17 protein-coding genes are annotated in these 17213 nt (G+C 74.4%); 7 read left to right on the forward strand and 10 right to left on the reverse strand.

Annotated features, from left to right (window positions below):
- The first annotated feature begins 37 nt into the window (after positions 1-37).
- Together E4623_RS18435 and E4623_RS18440 are read left to right on the forward strand one after the other, a co-directional pair.
- Positions 38-913: a LysR family transcriptional regulator gene (locus E4623_RS18435; protein ID WP_134768016.1), complete on the forward strand. Its 876-nt coding sequence runs from the start codon at positions 38-40 to the stop codon at positions 911-913.
- Between the two features lie 82 nt (positions 914-995).
- Positions 996-1838 carry an SDR family NAD(P)-dependent oxidoreductase gene (locus tag E4623_RS18440; RefSeq protein ID WP_134768017.1) on the forward strand — a complete coding sequence of 281 codons (843 nt, stop codon included), beginning with the start codon at positions 996-998 and terminating at the stop codon, positions 1836-1838.
- Between the two features lie 34 nt (positions 1839-1872).
- Here the strand turns inward: E4623_RS18440 and E4623_RS18445 are convergent, their stop codons facing one another.
- The 4 genes from E4623_RS18445 to E4623_RS18460 form a co-directional block, all read right to left on the reverse strand.
- On the reverse strand, positions 1873-2394 hold the full coding sequence (locus tag E4623_RS18445) for a hypothetical protein (protein ID WP_134768018.1): 522 nt from the start codon (positions 2392-2394) through the stop codon (positions 1873-1875).
- Between the two features lie 54 nt (positions 2395-2448).
- Positions 2449-3447: a TerC family protein gene (locus E4623_RS18450; RefSeq protein ID WP_134768019.1), complete on the reverse strand. Its 999-nt coding sequence runs from the start codon at positions 3445-3447 to the stop codon at positions 2449-2451.
- Between the two features lie 114 nt (positions 3448-3561).
- Positions 3562-4737: a helix-turn-helix domain-containing protein gene (locus tag E4623_RS18455; protein ID WP_209020753.1), complete on the reverse strand. Its 1176-nt coding sequence runs from the start codon at positions 4735-4737 to the stop codon at positions 3562-3564.
- Between the two features lie 91 nt (positions 4738-4828).
- A complete protein-coding gene (locus E4623_RS18460; RefSeq protein WP_245155166.1) occupies positions 4829-5131 on the reverse strand; it encodes a MerR family transcriptional regulator in 303 nt (100 codons plus the stop codon).
- Positions 5132-5265: 134 nt separating this feature from the next.
- Here E4623_RS18460 and E4623_RS18465 point away from each other — a divergent pair, with 134 nt between their 5' ends.
- A complete protein-coding gene (locus tag E4623_RS18465) occupies positions 5266-5709 on the forward strand; it encodes an Hsp20 family protein (protein WP_280633680.1) in 444 nt (147 codons plus the stop codon).
- Positions 5710-5767: 58 nt separating this feature from the next.
- Here E4623_RS18465 and E4623_RS23390 read toward each other — a convergent pair whose 3' ends face one another.
- Positions 5768-6736, reverse strand: a complete 969-nt coding sequence (locus E4623_RS23390; RefSeq protein ID WP_209020754.1) for a hypothetical protein — start codon at positions 6734-6736, stop codon at positions 5768-5770.
- Between the two features lie 50 nt (positions 6737-6786).
- Between E4623_RS23390 and E4623_RS18475 the strand changes: the two genes are divergently transcribed.
- Positions 6787-7473 carry a sigma-70 family RNA polymerase sigma factor gene (locus tag E4623_RS18475; RefSeq protein ID WP_134768021.1) on the forward strand — a complete coding sequence of 229 codons (687 nt, stop codon included), beginning with the start codon at positions 6787-6789 and terminating at the stop codon, positions 7471-7473.
- Between the two features lie 50 nt (positions 7474-7523).
- Here E4623_RS18475 and E4623_RS18480 read toward each other — a convergent pair whose 3' ends face one another.
- The 3 genes from E4623_RS18480 to E4623_RS18490 all read right to left on the reverse strand — a co-directional run bounded on the left by E4623_RS18480 (position 7524) and on the right by E4623_RS18490 (position 10188).
- Positions 7524-8525, reverse strand: coding sequence for a serine/threonine-protein kinase (locus E4623_RS18480; RefSeq protein WP_134768022.1), 1002 nt, complete (start codon positions 8523-8525; stop codon positions 7524-7526).
- Positions 8526-8848: 323 nt separating this feature from the next.
- Positions 8849-9091 carry a DUF6458 family protein gene (locus tag E4623_RS18485; RefSeq protein ID WP_134768023.1) on the reverse strand — a complete coding sequence of 81 codons (243 nt, stop codon included), beginning with the start codon at positions 9089-9091 and terminating at the stop codon, positions 8849-8851.
- Positions 9092-9282: 191 nt separating this feature from the next.
- Complete coding sequence (locus E4623_RS18490; RefSeq protein ID WP_134768024.1) at positions 9283-10188, reverse strand: class III extradiol ring-cleavage dioxygenase; 906 nt, start codon at positions 10186-10188, stop codon at positions 9283-9285.
- Between the two features lie 92 nt (positions 10189-10280).
- On the opposite strand from E4623_RS18490, the gene E4623_RS18495 reads away from it, so the two are divergent.
- Entirely contained in the window at positions 10281-10775 is a 495-nt protein-coding gene (locus tag E4623_RS18495) for a MarR family transcriptional regulator (protein WP_134768025.1), read from the forward strand.
- A gap of 58 nt (positions 10776-10833) precedes the next feature.
- Here E4623_RS18495 and E4623_RS18500 read toward each other — a convergent pair whose 3' ends face one another.
- Both E4623_RS18500 and E4623_RS18505 read right to left on the reverse strand, forming a co-directional pair.
- Complete coding sequence (locus E4623_RS18500) at positions 10834-12027, reverse strand: thiolase family protein (RefSeq protein WP_134768026.1); 1194 nt, start codon at positions 12025-12027, stop codon at positions 10834-10836.
- A gap of 116 nt (positions 12028-12143) precedes the next feature.
- The gene (locus tag E4623_RS18505; protein ID WP_134768027.1) at positions 12144-12809 is read right to left on the reverse strand and encodes a TetR/AcrR family transcriptional regulator; all 666 of its coding nucleotides are present in this window, start codon (positions 12807-12809) and stop codon (positions 12144-12146) included.
- Between the two features lie 174 nt (positions 12810-12983).
- Between E4623_RS18505 and E4623_RS18510 the strand changes: the two genes are divergently transcribed.
- Both E4623_RS18510 and E4623_RS18515 read left to right on the forward strand, forming a co-directional pair.
- Positions 12984-14126 carry an acyl-CoA dehydrogenase family protein gene (locus E4623_RS18510; RefSeq protein WP_134768028.1) on the forward strand — a complete coding sequence of 381 codons (1143 nt, stop codon included), beginning with the start codon at positions 12984-12986 and terminating at the stop codon, positions 14124-14126.
- Entirely contained in the window at positions 14123-17125 is a 3003-nt protein-coding gene (locus E4623_RS18515; RefSeq protein ID WP_209020755.1) for a crotonase/enoyl-CoA hydratase family protein, read from the forward strand. Before E4623_RS18510 ends, E4623_RS18515 begins: the two co-directional genes overlap by 4 nt.
- Positions 17126-17213 lie beyond the last annotated feature (88 nt).

The raw sequence follows: 17213 nt of genomic DNA on the forward strand, positions 1-17213 counted from the left end.
CACGCCTGGTGATCGATTGTGAAGTAATCTGATCGACATGGACCGCACCCTCGACATCGGACCGCTCCGCAGCCTCGTGGCGGTGGCCGACTGCGGCGGCTTCCAGCGCGCGGCCGAGCACCTGCACCTCAGCCAGGGCGGGGTCAGCCAGCACGTGCGCCGCCTCGAGGCCGCCACCGGCAAGCCGCTCGTCGAGCGGCACGGCCGGGGCTCGCGGTTCACCGGCGACGGCGAGCGCCTACTGGCCTCGGCCCGTCAGCTGCTCGCCCTGCACGACCAGGCGCTCCGCGAGGTCACCGGCACCCGCCTCGACCTGACCGTCGGCTCCACCGAGCACGCGGCCGCGCGCCTGCTCCCGACGCTGTCGTCGGCGCTGGAGCAGGCGGTCCCCCACGCCGGGCTCCGCTACCGGATCGACCGCGGGTCCCGCCTGCGCGACGGCCTGGCGTCCGGACAGGTCGACCTCGCGCTGCTGCTGAACGCCGGCGACCACCCCGGCGCCGCCCTGGTCGGCGAGCTCCACCTGACCTGGTACGCCGCTCCCGGCTGGCGGCGCCCGACCGCACCGGACGCCGTTCAGGTCGTCGCGTTCGACGGCCCGTGCGAGCTGCGCAAGCGGGCGCTCGAGACCCTCGCCGACCACGGCATCGCCGCCACCGTCGGCAGCGAGGCGACCCAGCTGGCCGGCGTCCAGGCCGCGGCCGGGGCCGGGCTCGGCGTGGCCCTGATGGCCCTCGACGAGGCACCGCCCGGGCTGGTCGCCGTCGACTCGCTCCCGTCCCCGGCGCCGCTGGCGCTCTACGTGTGCCCCCGCGCCGGCCTCGACGACGCCGTCGTCCGGGTCGCGGTCGACTCCGTCACCGCGGCCCTGGCCCAGCCCCGACCGGCCCCGCAGCTCGCCCTGGCCCGCTGACGAGGGACCAGCCGCCCCAGTCCGATCCGCTTGCCCGAGCATGCGCTCCGACCCGTGGCCGGCGCGCCACTAGGCTCGCGCCATGAGCGACCAGACGATGGCGGGCCGCACGATCCTGGTGACCGGGGCGAGCGACGGGATCGGCGCCGAGACCGCCAGGGCGCTGGCCGCGCGGGGTGCGACGGTCCACGTGACCGGACGCTCCGCCGACAAGCTCCGCCCGGTCGCCGAGGCCGTCGGGACCGACCCGCTGGTCGCCGACTTCTCACGGCTCGACGACGTCCGCCGGCTCGCCGACCAGGTCGGCGAGCGCGTGGACCGGCTCGACGTGCTGATGAACAACGCCGGCGGCACCTTCGCCCCGTCGCGGCGGACCCACGACGGCCACGAGCCCAACTTCCAGGTCAACCACCTGGCGCCGTTCCTGCTCACCCACCTGCTCCGCCCGCGGCTGGCGGCCGCCGGCGCGTCACTCGTCGTCAACACCTCGAGCATCGGCAACCTGGTCGGCAAGGTGGTCCTCGACGACCTCGACCACGAGCGCCGTCGGGCATCCGAGCTCCGGGCCTACGGCACCGGCAAGCTGATGAACATCCTCTTCACCCGCGGCGCCTCCCAGCGCTGGGCCTCCGACGGCATCGTCTCGGTAACCGTCCACCCGGGCCCCGTGGGCAGCTCGTTCGGCCGCGACTCGTGGCTCGTCGGACTCGCCTACCGCACCCCGCTCAAGCGGCTCGCGACGATCAGCGTCCCGGACGGAGCGGCGCCGCTGGTCGCCCTCGCCGAGCGCGGCCCCGACCCCGAGCTCGACGGCGCCTACTTCAGCCGGTTCGACCCGCACGGCCGCGAGAACCGGCAGGCTCGCGACCAGTCGGTCATCGACGGGCTGTGGGAGCGCTCCGCCGCGCTCGTCGGGCTCGCCTGAGCACGCGACGGCGTCGGCGGCGCCCGGGCTGCACCTAGGCGGACGGCCCCTTCGCACGGACGTCGGACACGCTCGTCATCGCGTCGCGCAGCTCGGTCAGCCAGTCGTCCTCGTGCTGGGCGACCAGCCGCACGCACCACGCGAGGGCGTCGGAGCGCGACCGCGCGACGCCTGCCTCGACGAGGGTGTCGAGCACCCGTCGCTGGGGCTGGCGCAGCCGGGTCATGACGGGTGCCGCGACGTGGGTCCAGAGCTCGCGGTGCTCACCCAGCACGACTCCCCACGAGACCTTGGCCTCGAAGCGGTGCTCGGCCTCGCGGGCGATCTCCATGCGGCGGGCCCGGGTCTCCTCGCGGAAGGCCCGGGCCCGGCCCACCCGTGCCTCGGACAGGGCGGCGTCGCTCGCGTCGGGGAGGTCGACGTCCGGCTGGGTCAGCAGGACGACGACCTCCTCGCGGTCGACGGTGATGGCGGCCGGCGTGGCCCGCCACTCTGCGGGCAGCCGGCCCTCGAACCAGCCGGCGACCTTCTCGGTGGTGCTCTCTGATGTCGTCATGCTTACATGATTACATCATTACGCAAGGCCGCCGGCGATGCTGTCGGACGCGGGTCAGCGCGGCTCGACCGGCACCTCGTCCTCGTCCTTGCCGCCCGCGTCGTCGTCCGCGCCCTCGGCAGCCCGGGGCCTGAGGAAGCTGAGTCCGACCGATCCGGCCAGGACCACGACGATCACGCCGAGGCTCACGAGGGACGGGATCTCCGGGATGGAGGTGTCGATGGTCTTGTGCGCGGCCTGCAGGATCAGCTTCACGCCGATGAAGGCGAGGATGAGCGCCAGGCCGGTGCCGAGGTAGTGGAACCGGTCGAGCAGGCCCGCCAGCAGGAAGTAGAGCGCCCGCAGGCCGAGGATGGCGAAGGCGTTGGAGGTGTAGACGATGAAGGCGTCGTCGCTCACCGCGAGGACGGCGGGCACGCTGTCGACGGCGAAGAGCAGGTCGGCGGCCTCGATGGCGACCACGACGGCGAGCATCGGGGTGCCGACGCGCTTGCCGGCCTCCTTGATGAAGAACTTGGTGCCGTGGTACTCGTCGGTCATCGGCACGAGCTTGCGCATCAGGCGCAGCGACAGGCTGGTGCTCGGGTCGTAGTCGTCGTCGTCGCCCTTGATCAGCTTGTAGGCGCTGTAGAGCAGGATCGCGGCGAACACGAAGAGGATCGCGGTGAACTGGCTGACCACGGCGACACCGAGGGCCAGGAAGATCCCGCGGAACACCAGGGCGCCGATGACGCCGTAGAACAGCACGCGGTGCTGGTACTGCGCCGGCACCTTGAAGTACCCGAAGATCAGGGCGAAGACGAACAGGTTGTCGACCGACAGGCTCTTCTCGAGCAACCAGGCGGTCGTGTACTCGACGCCGGCGTCCCGGCCGACCACGGCGAAGACCACGATCCCGAAGACGACGGCGAGCCCCACCCACCCCACGCTCCAGCGCGCGGCCTCCTTGAAGCCGATGACGTGGGCGTCGCGGTGGGCGAGCAGGTCGATGGCCAGGGCGATGACGACGGTGGCGGCGAACGCGCCCCACAGCCAGACGGGTACGTCGTGCACGAGGGTCTCCTTCGAGGTGATCTGGGTACTCCTCGATTCTGCGCGACCCGAGGCCCACGGACGAGGTCCGATGGTGGACGACTCCCGGCGACGAAGTTGCCGACACCCGGCAACTCAGCCCTCGGAGAACGTGCCCAGCAGGCGGGCGCCGAGCACCGCGGCGTGCAGGGTGAAGCGGTGCGCCGGATCGGTCGGGTCCAGCCCGAGGACGTCGCCGATCCGCTGGAGCCGGTAGGTCACCGCCCGGACCGAGAGGTGCAACCGGGCGGCGGTGGCCGTGGCGACCCCGCCGCACGCGAAGTAGGCCTCGAGGGTCTCCACCATCGCCGCCGCGCTGCCCGGCGCCTCGTGGAGCGGCCCGAGGACGGCGGCGATCAGATCGTCGATCGCGGCGCGGTCGCGCAGCAGCACCTCGTAGACCACCAGGGAGCCGGAGTCGATCACGGCGTCCTCGAGACCGAGCCGGCTGGCGAGGTCCAGGGCGTTGCCGGCCTGCTCGTACGACACCCGGACGGCGCCCGCGCCGGGCCGGGTGCGCCCGATCGCGGCCTGCCAGGCCCGCCCGGGACCCGCGCCCGGGGGCGGGCCGGCCGCGCTCGGTGCGGCCTCGGCGATCACCGCCGCGAGCCGCTCCCCGACCAGCGTCACGCTGGCCCGGTCCGGCGCGGCGAAGATGCAGACCAGGAGTCCGTTCCTGGTCGCGACGAGCGGGTTGGTGTCGCCGTGGCGGCCGCTCACGGCGCCCTCGAGGCGACGCGGGACCGAGGTCAGTGACGGGTGGTCGAAGGTGAGGTCGTGCCGGGCCACCAGGACCGCGTGCGGGCTGGTGAGGTCGAGCCCGAGGTCGGCGGCCCGGCCCGTCGCCTCGACCGCGGCCGGACCACCGCCCAGCAGGAGGTCGAAGACGTCGTGCCGGGTGGACTCCTGCTGGCGCGACAGGTCGTTGCGGGCGAGCTGGAAGCCCTCGGCCAGCGCGGCCACCGCGTCGTCCGCGGCCCGGAGCACGGCCAGTCCGGCGGCCCGCACCCGGACGGCGTCCGGCCCGGTGTCGAGCTCCTCCCACAGCCGCCAGCACGCCGAGAGGTAGAGGTCGACGAGCGCCCGCAGCGGCACGCCGACCAGCGCCGCCGCCGCGCCGTGCTCGCCGCACGCCCTCAGCTCCGCGCGACGCAGCCGACGACCCGAGGCAGCCGCCTCCACCACGATCGGGAGGAAGTCACCGAGCAGGCCGGGATCGATCCCTCCGGCGTCCCCGGCGGCCGCCGCGGCCACCGCGTCGAGTCGAAGCATGGAGTCCTCCGATTGCCGGGAACCGGAAGTCGGCCCGTCGGCCACCATCCTCCCACCGCCGGCCTCGCCCGCGGACCCGGACCCGGCGGTCTCAGCCGTCGCGACCCGCGGACCCGCGGGTGCGCAGGCGCCGGTTCTCGGCCTGCAGCCGGTCCAGCCGGTGCTCGAGCGCGAGCACGCGCGCGATGCCGGCGATGTTCAGTCCCTCGGCCAGCAGCTCGCCGATCCGGATCAGCCGGTCGACGTCGTCCTGGTTGTAGAGCCGGGTGCCTCCCGCCGTGCGATCGGGCTGCACCAGGCCGCGGCGTTCGTAGACGCGCAGGTTCTGGATCTCCATCGAGGCCATCCGCGCCGCCACCGAGATCGCGAAGACCCCCGCCTCCCGTCGGACCACGACCGCCACCTCTCAGGAACTTCTCAGTCGCACGACTTGCGCCTGGGCTACACCGTCGGCTACAACAAATGTGTATCTCACGATACAGGTAATCGGAACGACCCGATACCCACGACCACCTCGAGGAGGACACCATGATGCTGCGCAACACCGACCCGTTCCGCGACCTCGACCGCCTCGCCCAGCAGCTGCTCGGCACCACCAGCCGACCCGTGGTGATGCCGATGGACGCCTGGCGCGAGGGCGACCGGTTCGTCATCGAGTTCGACCTCCCCGGCGTCTCGACCGAGACCATCGACCTCGACGTCGAGCGCAACGTGCTCACCGTGCGCGCCGAGCGGGTCGCCCGCAACGGCGACTGGGAGGCACTCGCGGCCGAGCGGCCGCGCGGGGCCTTCAGCCGCCAGCTCGTCCTGGGCGACAACCTCGACCTCGACCGGATCGAGGCGTCCTACGACGCCGGCGTCCTGCGCCTGGTCGTCCCGGTGGCGGAGCGGGCCAAGCCGCGCAAGATCACCATCGACGGCGGCCGGGACACCGTCGAGGGCGGCACGACCCACGAGGCCATCGGAGCCTGACCCGTCCTGGGAGGCACGCAGGGGCCGGTCCACCCGGTCCGGCCCTTCGTGCTGCGGCTCAGGCGCCCGGTGCCCGGTCCGGACCCGGAGAACCGTGCCCCGGGTTGCCCTGGCCCGGGTGACCCTCACCGTGGCCCGGGTTGCCCTGGCCCGGGTTGCCCTGGCCCGGATTGCCGTGGCCCGGGTGACCCTCACCGTGCCCAGGGTTCCCCTGGCCCGGGTTGCCCTGGCCCGGGTTGCCCTGGCCCGGGTTGCCCTGGCCCGGGTTGCCCTGGCCCGGGTTGCCCTGGCCCGGGTTGCCCTGGCCCGGGTTGCCGTGGCCCGGGTGACCCTCACCGTGCCCAGGGTTCCCCTGACCGGGGTTCCCCTGGCCCGGATTGCCGTGGCCCGGGTTGCCGTGGCCGGGATTGCCCGGATTGCCCGGGTTCCCCTGGCCGGGATTGCCCGGATTGCCTGGGTTCCCCTGGCCGGGATTGTCGGGGTTGCCCTGGCCGGGATTGCCCGGACTGCCGGGATTGCCCGGACTGCCCGGACTGCCCGGATTGCCCTGGCCCGGCTGGACCGGGCCCGGGCCGTCCCCCGGGGCGCCGTCGGGGCGGGGTCCCGGCGGGTCGCGGTCGATGCTGCCGCCCCCGGCGCCGCCCAGCGACGGCCCGTCCTGCCCGGGGCGTGTGGTCGGCTCGGCGCCCGGCTGGCCGTCCGGTCCGACGTCCACCGTCGAGCTCGGTCCGCTGCTCGGCTCCCCGGTCGACGGGTCGGGAACGGCCGGTGCGCGCGGAGCCTCCCAGGGCGGAGAGATCACACCCGAGGCGTAGGCCACCCCGAGGCCGCCGGTGACCGTGACGCCGGCGAAGACCACGGCGGCCACGGCGGCGCGCGCGCTGCGGCGTCCGTGCGGTGGACGCGCCGCCTGCGACGAGGCCGCCAGCGCGGCCAGCCGGGCGACGAGCTGGTCGTCGGGGACCGCCGCCGCCGGGTCGGCGCGCAGGAGTCGCGCTACCTCGGAGCGTGATCGAGAACGGGCCACGCCAACAACATGTCACACCGCACGCACATCGTTACGCTGAGACCGAGCTGATGACGTCGGGGCCCCGCGTCGCGCTCGAGGTCGGTGACCAGCGGCAGGAGCGACGTGCGGTGAGACACGGGTCGGAGACAGCGGTCTCGGGCGCCCGCGCCGGCGACGAGGCGTCCTGGCGTCGGCTCTACGTGATGCACACCGCCCGGATCGTCTCGTTGGTGCGGGCGCTCCCGCGAACCGACTGGGCCTCCTCGCCCGAGGACGTGGTCGCCGAGGCCTGGCTGACGGCCGCGACCAAGCTCGACGAGTTCCACGGCTCCGACGACGACTTCGGCGGCTGGTTGTTCACCATCGCCCGCAACCATGCCTCGAACAGCCACCGGACGGCCCGGCGACGGCGCACGGACCCGGTCGAGCACGACGCGCAGGTCTCCGCCTCGGTGGACGACGTCTCCCGGCAGGTCGAGCACCACGACCTGGTCACCCGGCTGCTCGGCCACCTCAGTCCGCGCGAGGCCGAGGTGGTGGCCTGCATCGACGTCGCCGGCCTGGACGTCGCCACCACCGCCCGGGCGCTCGGCATGAAGCCGACCGCTGTCCGGGTCGCGAGGCACCGGGCACTCGGACGACTGCGCCGCGTCGTCGACCGCGACGCCGGCGGGGTGGGGGTACTCCCCGCCGAGGCCGTCCCCGAGGTCACCCCCGAGGTCGCCACCGGCCAACCCCGGCCGGGCACGGCGTAGCCGACGACCCGGAGCGGCGCCTGTCGCGGGGACGACGGCCGGAGGGTCGCTCAGGTGCGGACGAACCACCAGGGCAGCGCGCCCACCAGCACCACCAGCGGGATCGCGAGGTTGGTCCAGAACCACCTGAGGCGTCGCCGGGTCCGGTGGGGTGTCACCACGAGCTCCAGGACCGGCGTCGACAGCGCGGCCTCCGGCGTGGGTGGGACGTCCCTCGTCCCACCCTGCGTCGCGCCGTCCCCGGGGGTGTTCGCCGCGCCGGCCAGCTCCAGCAGCCGTTCCGCCGTCGCCTGTGCCGTGGGACGGTCGTCGGGATCGAGCGCCGTCATCGCCACCAGCAGCCCGGGCCACCCCGCGGGCAGCGAGGTCGGGATGAGCGGGCCTTGGTGCAGCCGGGCGAGCGCCGCCTCCGTGGCCGGCCCCGGGAAGCAGCGCTCCCCCGTGAGGGACTCGAGCAGGAGCAGTCCCAGGGCGTAGACGTCGGCGGCGCCGCTGACCCGCTGTCCGCGGACCTGCTCGGGCGCGATGTAGGCGGCGGTACCCACGACGTTCCCGTCGAGGGTCAGCTGGTCCTCGGAGCCCACGAGGCGAGCGATGCCGAAGTCGCTGAGCAGGGCACGCCCGCCGGGCGTGACGAGCACGTTGCTGGGCTTGATGTCGCGGTGCACGACGCCGCGGGCGTGGGCGTGGGCCAGGCCCGCCGCGACCTGGGCGGCGAGCAACGCCAGGGACCGTGCGGCCAGGGGCCCCTCGGCCAGCAGCTCCGACATCGGTCGCCCGGAGACGAGCTCGAGGGCCAGCCAGGGCCGGTCGTCCTCGACGCTCGAGTCGTACAGGGCCACGATCGCCTCGTGCGACAGCATGCCCAGGAGCTGCGCCTCGCTGGCGCACCGCTCGCGATCTACCTCGGTGACCTCGCGCAGCACCTTGACGGCCACGTCGCGGTGCAGCACGTGGTCGTGGGCGCGGTAGACGTCGGCCATCCCGCCGTGGCCGATGGACTCCACGGTCTCGAAGCGTCCGCCCAGCAGGAGCGGGGGCGAAGCGGTCATGGGTCCTCCTTCAGCCGGTCAGTGGTCGTGCGGTCGCCGGCGCTCCACCACGCCCGGGGCCTGCCGTGTCTCAGAGCAGCAGCAGCGCCAGCACGACGACGACGAGGATGAGGGCGACAACGGCGATGGTCCTGGTGTTCATGGGGTCTCCTGGATCGGTGGTTGCCCGACGGTGTCTGGCGACGTGTCCGTGGGACGTGGGGGTTCCGGCCGCTCCGCGGCGACGAGGACCGTCGCCAGGGCGTTCCCGTCCGGGCTGTGCCGGTGCGGGTCGGGACCGACCGTCCGGGCGGCCGGGCCCGAGGTGCTGGTCGGTCAAGTGATCAGATCTCGTTGGTGCGGTGCTCGCGCACCGTCTGCGAGCCGTCCGGGTGGGTGACGGTCTGGACCGACCGCGCGCGCCGCCCGCTGTTCCAGGTCAGCGCCGTGATGGCGATGAGCGCCAGGCCCACCGCCGCCATGATCCAGCCGACCACGGTGAGGTCCACCTCGTTGATGCTGTCGGTCACGGCCAGGGCGAGCACGAGGCCCACCACCAGCAGGAACGCTCCGAATCCGTATCCCATGTCTGTCTCCTCGATCCGCTCCGGATGCCACGCGGGCGACCCTCGAACCGCGGCCGCCACTCGAAGGTCACATGTGACGAGGGCGTCGCGTCGTTACAGCGGCGCGGCGAAGCCACCCCAAAGGGGGGACGGCGTCCGGGGGGCGCCGGTCGGCGCCGGCTCCCGAACGGGCGCTCGCGACGGCGTGGTGCTCACGCAGCCTGGAACGAGCGCTTGGCGAGCCCGATGGCGTAGCCGTCGATGGTGGTCGTCGGCGCGGCGCTCGGGTCGGCCGAGGCGCCGAGGGTGACGAAGAGCGGGGTGAAGTGCTCGACGGTCGGGTGGGCGAAGGGCATGCCCGGCGCCTGGTGCCGGAAGTCGGAGAGCGCGTCGACGTCGCCGCGACCGAGGGCGTCGGCGGCCCAGAGGTCGAACTCCGAGGACCACCCGGGCACCTGGTCCGGCCGCGACCAGTCGAGGTAGGGCAGGCCGTGGGTCATGTAGCCGCTGCCGACGACCAGGACGCCGTCCTCGCGCAGGCCGCGCAGCCGGCGTCCGAGGTCGAGGAGCCGCTCCGGGTCGTGGGTCGGCATGGAGAGCTGGAGGACCGGGATGTCGGCCTCGGGGTACATGATCTTGAGCGGTACCCAGGCGCCGTGGTCGAGGCCGCGGGTGCGGTGCTCGTGCACGGGCTCTGCGTCGGGCATCATCGCCGCGACCGTCGCCGCCAGCCGGGTCGCGACCGGGGTGTCGTAGCGCATCTGGAAGTACATCGGGTCGAAGCCGCCGAAGTCGTAGACCAGCTCGGACGGCGCGGTCGCGCTGAGCGACAGCGGCGCCGACTCCCAGTGCGCCGAGACGATCAGGATCGCCCTGGGTCGGGGCAGGTCGCGCGCCCACGCGTGCAGCTGGGTCATCCAGTCGGTCATCTCGAAGAGCATCGGGGCACCGTGGCTGAGGTAGAGGCTCGGCAGCGGGCCGTCGTCCGGGGTCCAGACCCGGTGGGCCTGCCGGCGCTCGGCCGCGGCGGCTCGCCCGAGGTGGACGGCGAAGGGGTGCGTCGCGGGGATGCGGGCGTCGGCGAGAGCGGTGCTGCTGCGCGGGGCGGTGGTGCTCATGAGGTGCTCCTCGACATGTTAGTTGTTGCTACAACCATCACCGTACCCCACTTTGGTTGAAGGGACAACCATCTGTGCGCCACACTGGGCCGGTGACCGAACCCGACTGGCTCGACGACCACGAGCGGGCCGCGTGGGTGCGCCTGGCGGCGATCCTCGAGCTGCTGCCCGGCGTGCTCGACTCGCAGCTGCGCCGCGAGTCCGGCCTCACGCACTTCGACTACTACGCGCTCGCCATGCTCTCGGAGTCCCCGGAGCGCACCCTGCGGATGACCGCGCTGGCGGCGCAGACCCACGCCACCCTCCCCCGGTTGTCCCACGTGGTGAAGCGGCTCGAGGACCGCGGGCTCGTGACCCGGTTCCCGTGCCCGGAGGACGCCCGGGCCACCAACGTCCGGCTGAGCGAGGAGGGGTGGCGGACCGTGCGAGCCGCGGCTCCCGGGCACGTCGCGACGGTGCGGCACCACGTCGTCGACGTCCTCACGCCCGAGCAGGTCGACCAGCTCACCGCGATCGGCAGCGCGCTCCTGGCTCGACTGGACCCCGAGGGCGCGATGGCCGAGGTCTACCGGCGCTACGACCCCTGACCGGCGCACGTGCCGGCCCCGGCGAGGCGGCCGTCGACGGCCCGGTCGCGGAGGGTGGTCACCCCGCTCGTGCGGCGTTCTCCAGGACGACGGCGAGAGCCTGTCCGACGCCGATGCAGATCGCCGCGACGCCCCACCGCTCGCCGCTCTCCACCAGGCGGTGGGCGAGGGTGGCCAGGATGCGGGTGCCGCTGGCGCCCAGCGGGTGGCCGATCGCGATCGCCCCGCCCTTGGTGTTGACCAGCTCCGGGTCGACCCTCCAGGCGTCGACGCAGGCCAGCGACTGCACCGCGAAGGCCTCGTTGAGCTCGATCGCGCCCACGTCGGACCAGCCGATCCCGGCCCGGGCCAGCGCCTTGTTCGCCGCCTCGACCGGCGCGAAGCCGAAGTCCTGCGGGTCGAGGGCGTGCACGCCGCGCCCGGCGACCCGGGCCAGCGGCGCGGCGCCCAGGTCGGCGTCCTCCGCGGCGAGCAGCACGGCGGAGGCACCGTCGTTGAGCGGGGAGGCGTTGGCGGCCGTGATCGTGCCGCCCTGCTCGACCGTGCGGAACGACGGCTTCAGACCCGCCAGCCGCTCCACGCTCGAGCCGGGCCGGATCCCCTCGTCGCGCGCCAGGTCGACGCCCGCGACCGGCCCGACGAGCTCGTCGTAGAACCCCGCCGCCCACGCCGCGTCGGCGAGGTCGTGCGAGCGGACGGCGAACTCGTCCTGCCGCTCCCGCGAGATCGCGAAGCGCTCGGCGAGCAGCTCGTTGGCCTCCCCCAGGGAGACGGTCCACGCGGCCGGCATCCGCTCGTTGACCAGCCGCCACCCGAGGGTGGTCGACACCCCGGTGACGTTGCCGGCCGGGAACGCCCGCGACGGCTTCGGCAGCACCCACGGGGCGCGGGTCATCGACTCCACCCCGCCGACCACGACGACCTCGGCGTCGCCCGCCTCGATGGCGCGCGCGCCCATGATCGCGGCGTCCAGCGACGATCCGCAGAGCCGGTTGACCGTCGTGGCCGGCACCGAGGTCGGCAGGCCCGCCAGCAGGACGGCCATCCGGCCCACGTTGCGGTTGTCCTCCCCCGCACCGTTGGCGTTGCCCCAGACCACGTCACCGATCCGGGCCGGGTCGAGGTCGGGAACCTTCGCGAGGACCCCGGCGAGCGCGGTCGCCGCCAGGTCGTCGGGGCGGACGTCGGACAGCGCGCCGCCGAAGCGGCCGAACGGCGTCCGGGCGGTGGCGTAGAGGTAGGCATCGGGCACACCCCGACCGTACGACGAGGTGCCCCTCGCGCCGCGGACCGCTCGGCGACCGCGACGCCGGCCGCCCGGCCGACCCGACGCACACCGGGCCCGGGCGCCCAGGACGGGGCGCGGCCTCAGGACCGGGCGCGGGGTCCGAGCAACTCGTCGGGGGGGAGCTCGCCGAACAGCACGCCCAGCGCACGCTTCCACCGCACCAGGAGCTTGCGCCGCTCACCGAGGTCGCCGGTCAGCATCGCGGCCAGCGACAGCCCGGTGAGCAGGTCGATGGTCATGCCGACCAGCGTCGGGGTCCTGGGGTCGTCGGCGTACGCGGGACCCAGGACGGCGGTCAGGCCGTCCTGCAGGTCGGCGAAGGCGACCGCCTCGACCGGCAGCAGCGCCGCGCGCAGGTCGGGGTCGGTCCGGGCCGCCACCCAGAGCTCGGCCGCGCTGAAGAAGGCCGGGTCGTGCAGTCCGCTCCAGGCCAGGTCGACCAGCGCCTCCAGACGGTCCTTGGAGGGCGGGATGAGCTCGGCCTCGGCGCGGAACTGGTCGACGCGTCGAGCGGCCAGGTGCCCCATCGCACCCACGACCAGCTCGTTCTTGGTGGGGAAGTGGTGGAGCAGGGTCCCCCGGGCGAGGCCCGCCCGCTCCTGCACCTCGGCGACCGTCGTCGAGGAGTAGCCGAGCTCGAGCAGGCACTCCACCGCGGCGTCGAGCAGCCTGGTCCGGGTCTCGGTCCGGCGCTGCTCCTGCGTCCGTCGAGCCGGTGGACGCGCGGCCTCGTCGGTCCTGGGCACCGGTGACCCCTTCGCTCCTCGTCGCTGCGCCGGCGCAGGCAGCGCCCCGACGAGGTCCTCACGCTATCCCAGCGCCACGGCGGCCGGCCCCGCCGGAGCCAGATACCGTCCGCATGTACTGTTTCTGGCCCACGGGCCCGTCCCAGGCCCACCCGCCCCGGAAAGGCGCCAGCGATGCAGGAGCTCCAGACCCCCGAGCGGCAGGCACTGCGCGAGAGCACCCGCCGGTTCGTGAGCCGTGAGGTGACCCCGTACCTCGACCAGTGGGAGAGGGACGGCGCCGTCCCGCGCAGCCTGCACGCGCGCGCGGCCGAGGCGGGGCTGCTCGGCGTCGGCTTCGCCGAGGAGGTCGGCGGTGCCGGGGGTGACTCGGTGGACGTCCTGGTCCTGACCGAGGCCTGGTTCGAGGCGGGCGCCAGCTCGGGGGCGCACGCCGCCCTCTTCACCCACGGGATCGCCCTGCCCCACATGGTCGAGGTGAACGACCCGCACCTGATCGCGAGCTTCGTCGCCCCGACGCTGGCCGGGACCACGATCGGCGCGCTGGGGATGACGGAGCCCGACGGCGGGTCCGACGTCTCCGCGCTGCGGACCACCGCGGTCCGGGACGGCGACCACTACGTCGTCAACGGGGCGAAGACCTTCATCACCTCCGGTACCCGTGCCGACTTCGTGACCACCGCCGTCCGGACCGGCGGCCCCGGCGCCGGGGGCGTCAGCCTGCTCGTCGTCCCGACCGACGCGCCCGGGTTCACCGTGTCGCGCCGGCTCGACAAGATGGGCTGGCTCTGCTCGGACACCGCGGAGCTGTCGTTCACCGACTGCCGGGTGCCGGTCGCGAACCTGGTCGGGCCGGAGAACAGCGGCTTCGCGCTCGTCGCGAACGCCTTCGCGGCCGAGCGGATCGGGATCGCGGCCCACGCCTACGGCCTCGCCGCGCGCAGCCTGGAGCTCGCGGCCCAGCACGCGCGGGACCGGTCCACCTTCGGCCAGCCCCTGATCAAGCGCCAGGTCGTCCGGCACAAGCTCGTCGAGATGCACGAGCAGATCGAGGTGGTCCGCACCTACACCCGCTCCCTCGCCGTCCGGCACGCAGCGGGCGAGCACCTCTTCGCGGAGGCGGTGGTCGCCAAGAACCAGGCCGTCGAGGTCGCCAAGCGGGTCGTGGACGAGGCCGTCCAGCTCCATGGGGGGATGGGCTACATGCGCGAGTCCGAGATCGAGCGCCACTACCGGGACAACCGGGTGCTGGGCATCGGCGGCGGTGCCACCGAGGTCATGCGGGACCTGGCCGCCAAGCTGCTGGGCTTCGCATGAGCCGCCCCACGCCGGCCCGGAGAGCGGCGCGCTCGGCCAGGGCCGTCCGCGACGTCGCCGTCCTGGTCGCCCGCGAGCCCGGCCTGGTCAGGGACGTCGTCGGCGGGGCCCTGCCCGAGCCGCTGCGCCGCCTTGCGGGTCTCGCGAGGGAGGGCGGCGAGCCGGACGAGGCCGTCGGCGGGGGGCCGCACCCGGTCCCGCCCGAGCTGGAGGGTCACCTGCGCTCCGTCTCGGCCGAGTCCGTGCTCGACGCGACCTCCGCGGTGACCCGGGAGCTCATCGGCAACATCGCCCACCAGGAGGCGTGGCTGACCCTGCACGCCGGCTGGCGCGGGGCCGCTCCGGACCACGCGGTCGAGGGGAGCACCTACGGGCAGCAGCTCAAGATCATGGGGATCCCCGCCGAGGTGACCTGGACCGTGCTGCGGGCCGACGACGCCGTCCTGGTGCTCGACGGCACGGGGCCGATGGGTCTCAGGCTCGGACTCGCGATGACGACCGTCGCCGTGGGTCGCAGGACCCGGGTGGTCCTCCACGCCGGGCTCTCCGGAGACCCGGTGAAGGGTCCCCTGGGCGCCTCGGTCACCCGGAGCATCGCCGAGGCGCTCCACCTGTCGCTGGAGAACCTCCGCACGCGCGCCGCCGAGGCGGGTCCGTCCACCGGCCGGTCCGGGCCCAGGACCGGCAAGGCCGTCCTGCACCGGGCCTCGGGGGCCACGCTCGATCCACGGACCCCGGTGATCGTCGGCGTCGGCCAGGTCGTCCAGCGCGACCCGGCCGCCCCGTGGCGGGAGCCGGCCGACCTGGCCGCCGCGGCCGTGCGGCGGGCCGCCGAGGACTCCGGGACGACGCGGGCCGCCGCCCTGCTCGCCTCGGCGGACTCCGTGTACGCGGTCGCCAGCGCCTCGTGGCAGTACCAGGACCTGGCCGCCGTCGTGGCCGCCCGGGTCGGCGCCGAGCCGTCGGTGACCCTCCAGACGGCGAGGTTCGGGGGCGACGGCGGTCAGCTGGTGGTCAACGAGGCCGGTCGGGCGATCGGCGCGGGCGAGGCCGCCGTGGTCCTGGTGGTCGGCGCCGAGGCGGGCGCCAGCCTGGCGCGCGCCCAGCGCGACGGCACCACCCCTGCCTGGACCGAGCAGGACCCCGGCACCCGCCCGACCCGCTCGCTGGGCTCCGAGCGCGAGGCGAACACCGAGCTCGAGGGCCGGGTCGGGCTCGGCGCCCCCGTCTACAACTACGCCCTCATGGAGTCGGCGCTCCGGGCGCGCGACGGCACCACGAAGCAGGTGCACCAGGAGAAGATCACCCGGCTGTGGTCGTCGCTGTCCGAGGTCGCCGCCGCCAACGAGCACGCCTGGCTCCCGACGTCCTTCGCCGCCGAGGAGCTGGCCACGCCCGGTCCGGACAACCGTCCCGTGACCTCGCCGTACCCGAAGCTGCTCTGCGCGAACCTCCAGGTCGACCTCGCCAGCGGCATCATCGTCACCAGTGTCGCGGCGGCGGAGCAGGCAGGGATCCCCCAGGAGCAGTGGGTCTTCCTCCACGCCGGTGCGGCCGCCCACGACGAGTGGTTCGTCTCCGAGCGTGCGTCCCTGGCCGGCTCCCCCGCCATCCGGGCCATCGGCGCGTCGTTGGGGGCGCACACCGGGCGGGCGATCGCCGACGTCGAGATCGTCGACCTGTACTCGTGCTTCCCCGCCGCCGTCCAGCTCGCCGCCCACGAGCTGGGGCTGCCGGTCGGTGACCCGGCCCGGCCGCTCTCGGTGACCGGGGGTCTCACCTTCGGCGGGGGACCCGGCAACAACTACGGGGGCCACGCCGTGGCGACGCTCGTGGCGCGGCTCCGGGAGAGGCCGGAGGCGTTCGGACTCACCACCTCGCTCGGCTGGTACGCGACCAAGCACGCCGCCGCGCTGCTCTCCGCCACGCCGCCGGCCGTGCCGTTCGCGGACCTGCGTCCCACGGTGCCGATCGAGGCGCGCCGGCCCGCGGTGGGCGAGTGGGAGGGGCCGGCCGTCGTGGAGGCCTGCACGGTGTCCTACGACCGCGCCGGAGGGCCCGAGTCGGCCATCGTCAGCGCCATCACCGCCGACGGCTCCCGAGGTCTCGTCCGAGTGACCGACCCTGGCCTGGTGCACCACCTGGAGTCGCACGACCCGCTCGGGTGGACGGTCGCCGTGGCGGGCGAGGAGCTGACCGTCCTCGAGGAGGGCAGGGCCGAGCTGTCCCCGCCCCCGCCGATGCCGGTCCTGGTCGAGGACCACGGAGCGGTCCGGGTCATCACCCTCAACCGGCCCGAGCGCCGGAACGCCGTCGACCTCGCGACCGCGGAGCTGCTCGAGCGGGTCGTGGACGCCTTCGAGGCCGACGACCAGGTGAGGATCGCGATCCTCACCGGCGGAACGAGCGTGTTCAGTGCCGGGATGGACCTCAGGTCCGCGGCCTCCGGCCAGTTCCCGATCACCGAGAGGCGCGGTCCGCTCGGCCTGACGGGCCTCCCGCTCACCAAGCCCCTGATCGCCGCGGTCGAGGGCCCGGCGCTGGCCGGCGGGTGCGAGCTCGCGCTGGCTGCCGACCTGATCGTCGCCGCCACCGACTCGACGTTCGGCCTCCCCGAGCCGAAGCGCGGGCTCGCCGCTGCTGCGGGCGGCGTCCTGCGCCTGACCCAGCGCCTCCCGCGCAACGTCGCCATGCAGATGGCGCTCACCGGCGACCCGGTGCCGGCCCGGCGGCTCCACGACCTCGGTCTCGTCAACGTCCTGGCCGAGCCGGGGACCAGCCTGCAGGCGGCCCTCGCGCTGGCCGACTCGATCGTGGCCAACGCCCCGCTGTCGGTGGCGGTCAGTCGCGAGATCGTCTGCGCCGCCCCCGGCTGGGCGGTCGACGAGGCGTTCGCCCGCCAGGCAGACCTGGCCGGGCGGGCGCTGGCCTCGGAGGACGCCGGCGAGGGGGTGCGGGCGTTCGCCGAGGGGCGCGCGCCGGTCTGGGTCGGTCGGTGACGCGCTCGCTCCGGCCGTCGTGCCGGCGGGAACGACGGTGGGAACGACGGTGGGAACGGCCCCGACCCCGGAGGCGCCGCCGTCCCGC

The sequence above is a fragment of the Nocardioides sp. 1609 genome, assembly GCF_004522105.1.
In the GTDB taxonomy this organism is placed as follows: domain Bacteria; phylum Actinomycetota; class Actinomycetes; order Propionibacteriales; family Nocardioidaceae; genus Nocardioides.

What these genes read in the sequence shown, in the direction of transcription:
- E4623_RS18455 (WP_209020753.1), bottom strand. Translation starts at nt 4,737, where the DNA reads ATGCTTCGACTCGACGCGGTGGCCGCGGCGGCCGCCGGGGACGCCGGA.
- E4623_RS18435 (WP_134768016.1), top strand. Translation starts at nt 38, where the DNA reads ATGGACCGCACCCTCGACATCGGACCGCTCCGCAGCCTCGTGGCGGTG.
- E4623_RS18445 (WP_134768018.1), bottom strand. Translation starts at nt 2,394, where the DNA reads ATGACGACATCAGAGAGCACCACCGAGAAGGTCGCCGGCTGGTTCGAG.
- E4623_RS18440 (WP_134768017.1), top strand. Translation starts at nt 996, where the DNA reads ATGAGCGACCAGACGATGGCGGGCCGCACGATCCTGGTGACCGGGGCG.
- E4623_RS18485 (WP_134768023.1), bottom strand. Translation starts at nt 9,091, where the DNA reads ATGGGATACGGATTCGGAGCGTTCCTGCTGGTGGTGGGCCTCGTGCTC.
- E4623_RS18475 (WP_134768021.1), top strand. Translation starts at nt 6,787, where the DNA reads ATGACGTCGGGGCCCCGCGTCGCGCTCGAGGTCGGTGACCAGCGGCAG.
- E4623_RS18490 (WP_134768024.1), bottom strand. Translation starts at nt 10,188, where the DNA reads ATGAGCACCACCGCCCCGCGCAGCAGCACCGCTCTCGCCGACGCCCGC.
- E4623_RS18480 (WP_134768022.1), bottom strand. Translation starts at nt 8,525, where the DNA reads ATGACCGCTTCGCCCCCGCTCCTGCTGGGCGGACGCTTCGAGACCGTG.
- E4623_RS18465 (WP_280633680.1), top strand. Translation starts at nt 5,266, where the DNA reads ATGATGCTGCGCAACACCGACCCGTTCCGCGACCTCGACCGCCTCGCC.
- E4623_RS18515 (WP_209020755.1), top strand. Translation starts at nt 14,123, where the DNA reads ATGAGCCGCCCCACGCCGGCCCGGAGAGCGGCGCGCTCGGCCAGGGCC.
- E4623_RS18510 (WP_134768028.1), top strand. Translation starts at nt 12,984, where the DNA reads ATGCAGGAGCTCCAGACCCCCGAGCGGCAGGCACTGCGCGAGAGCACC.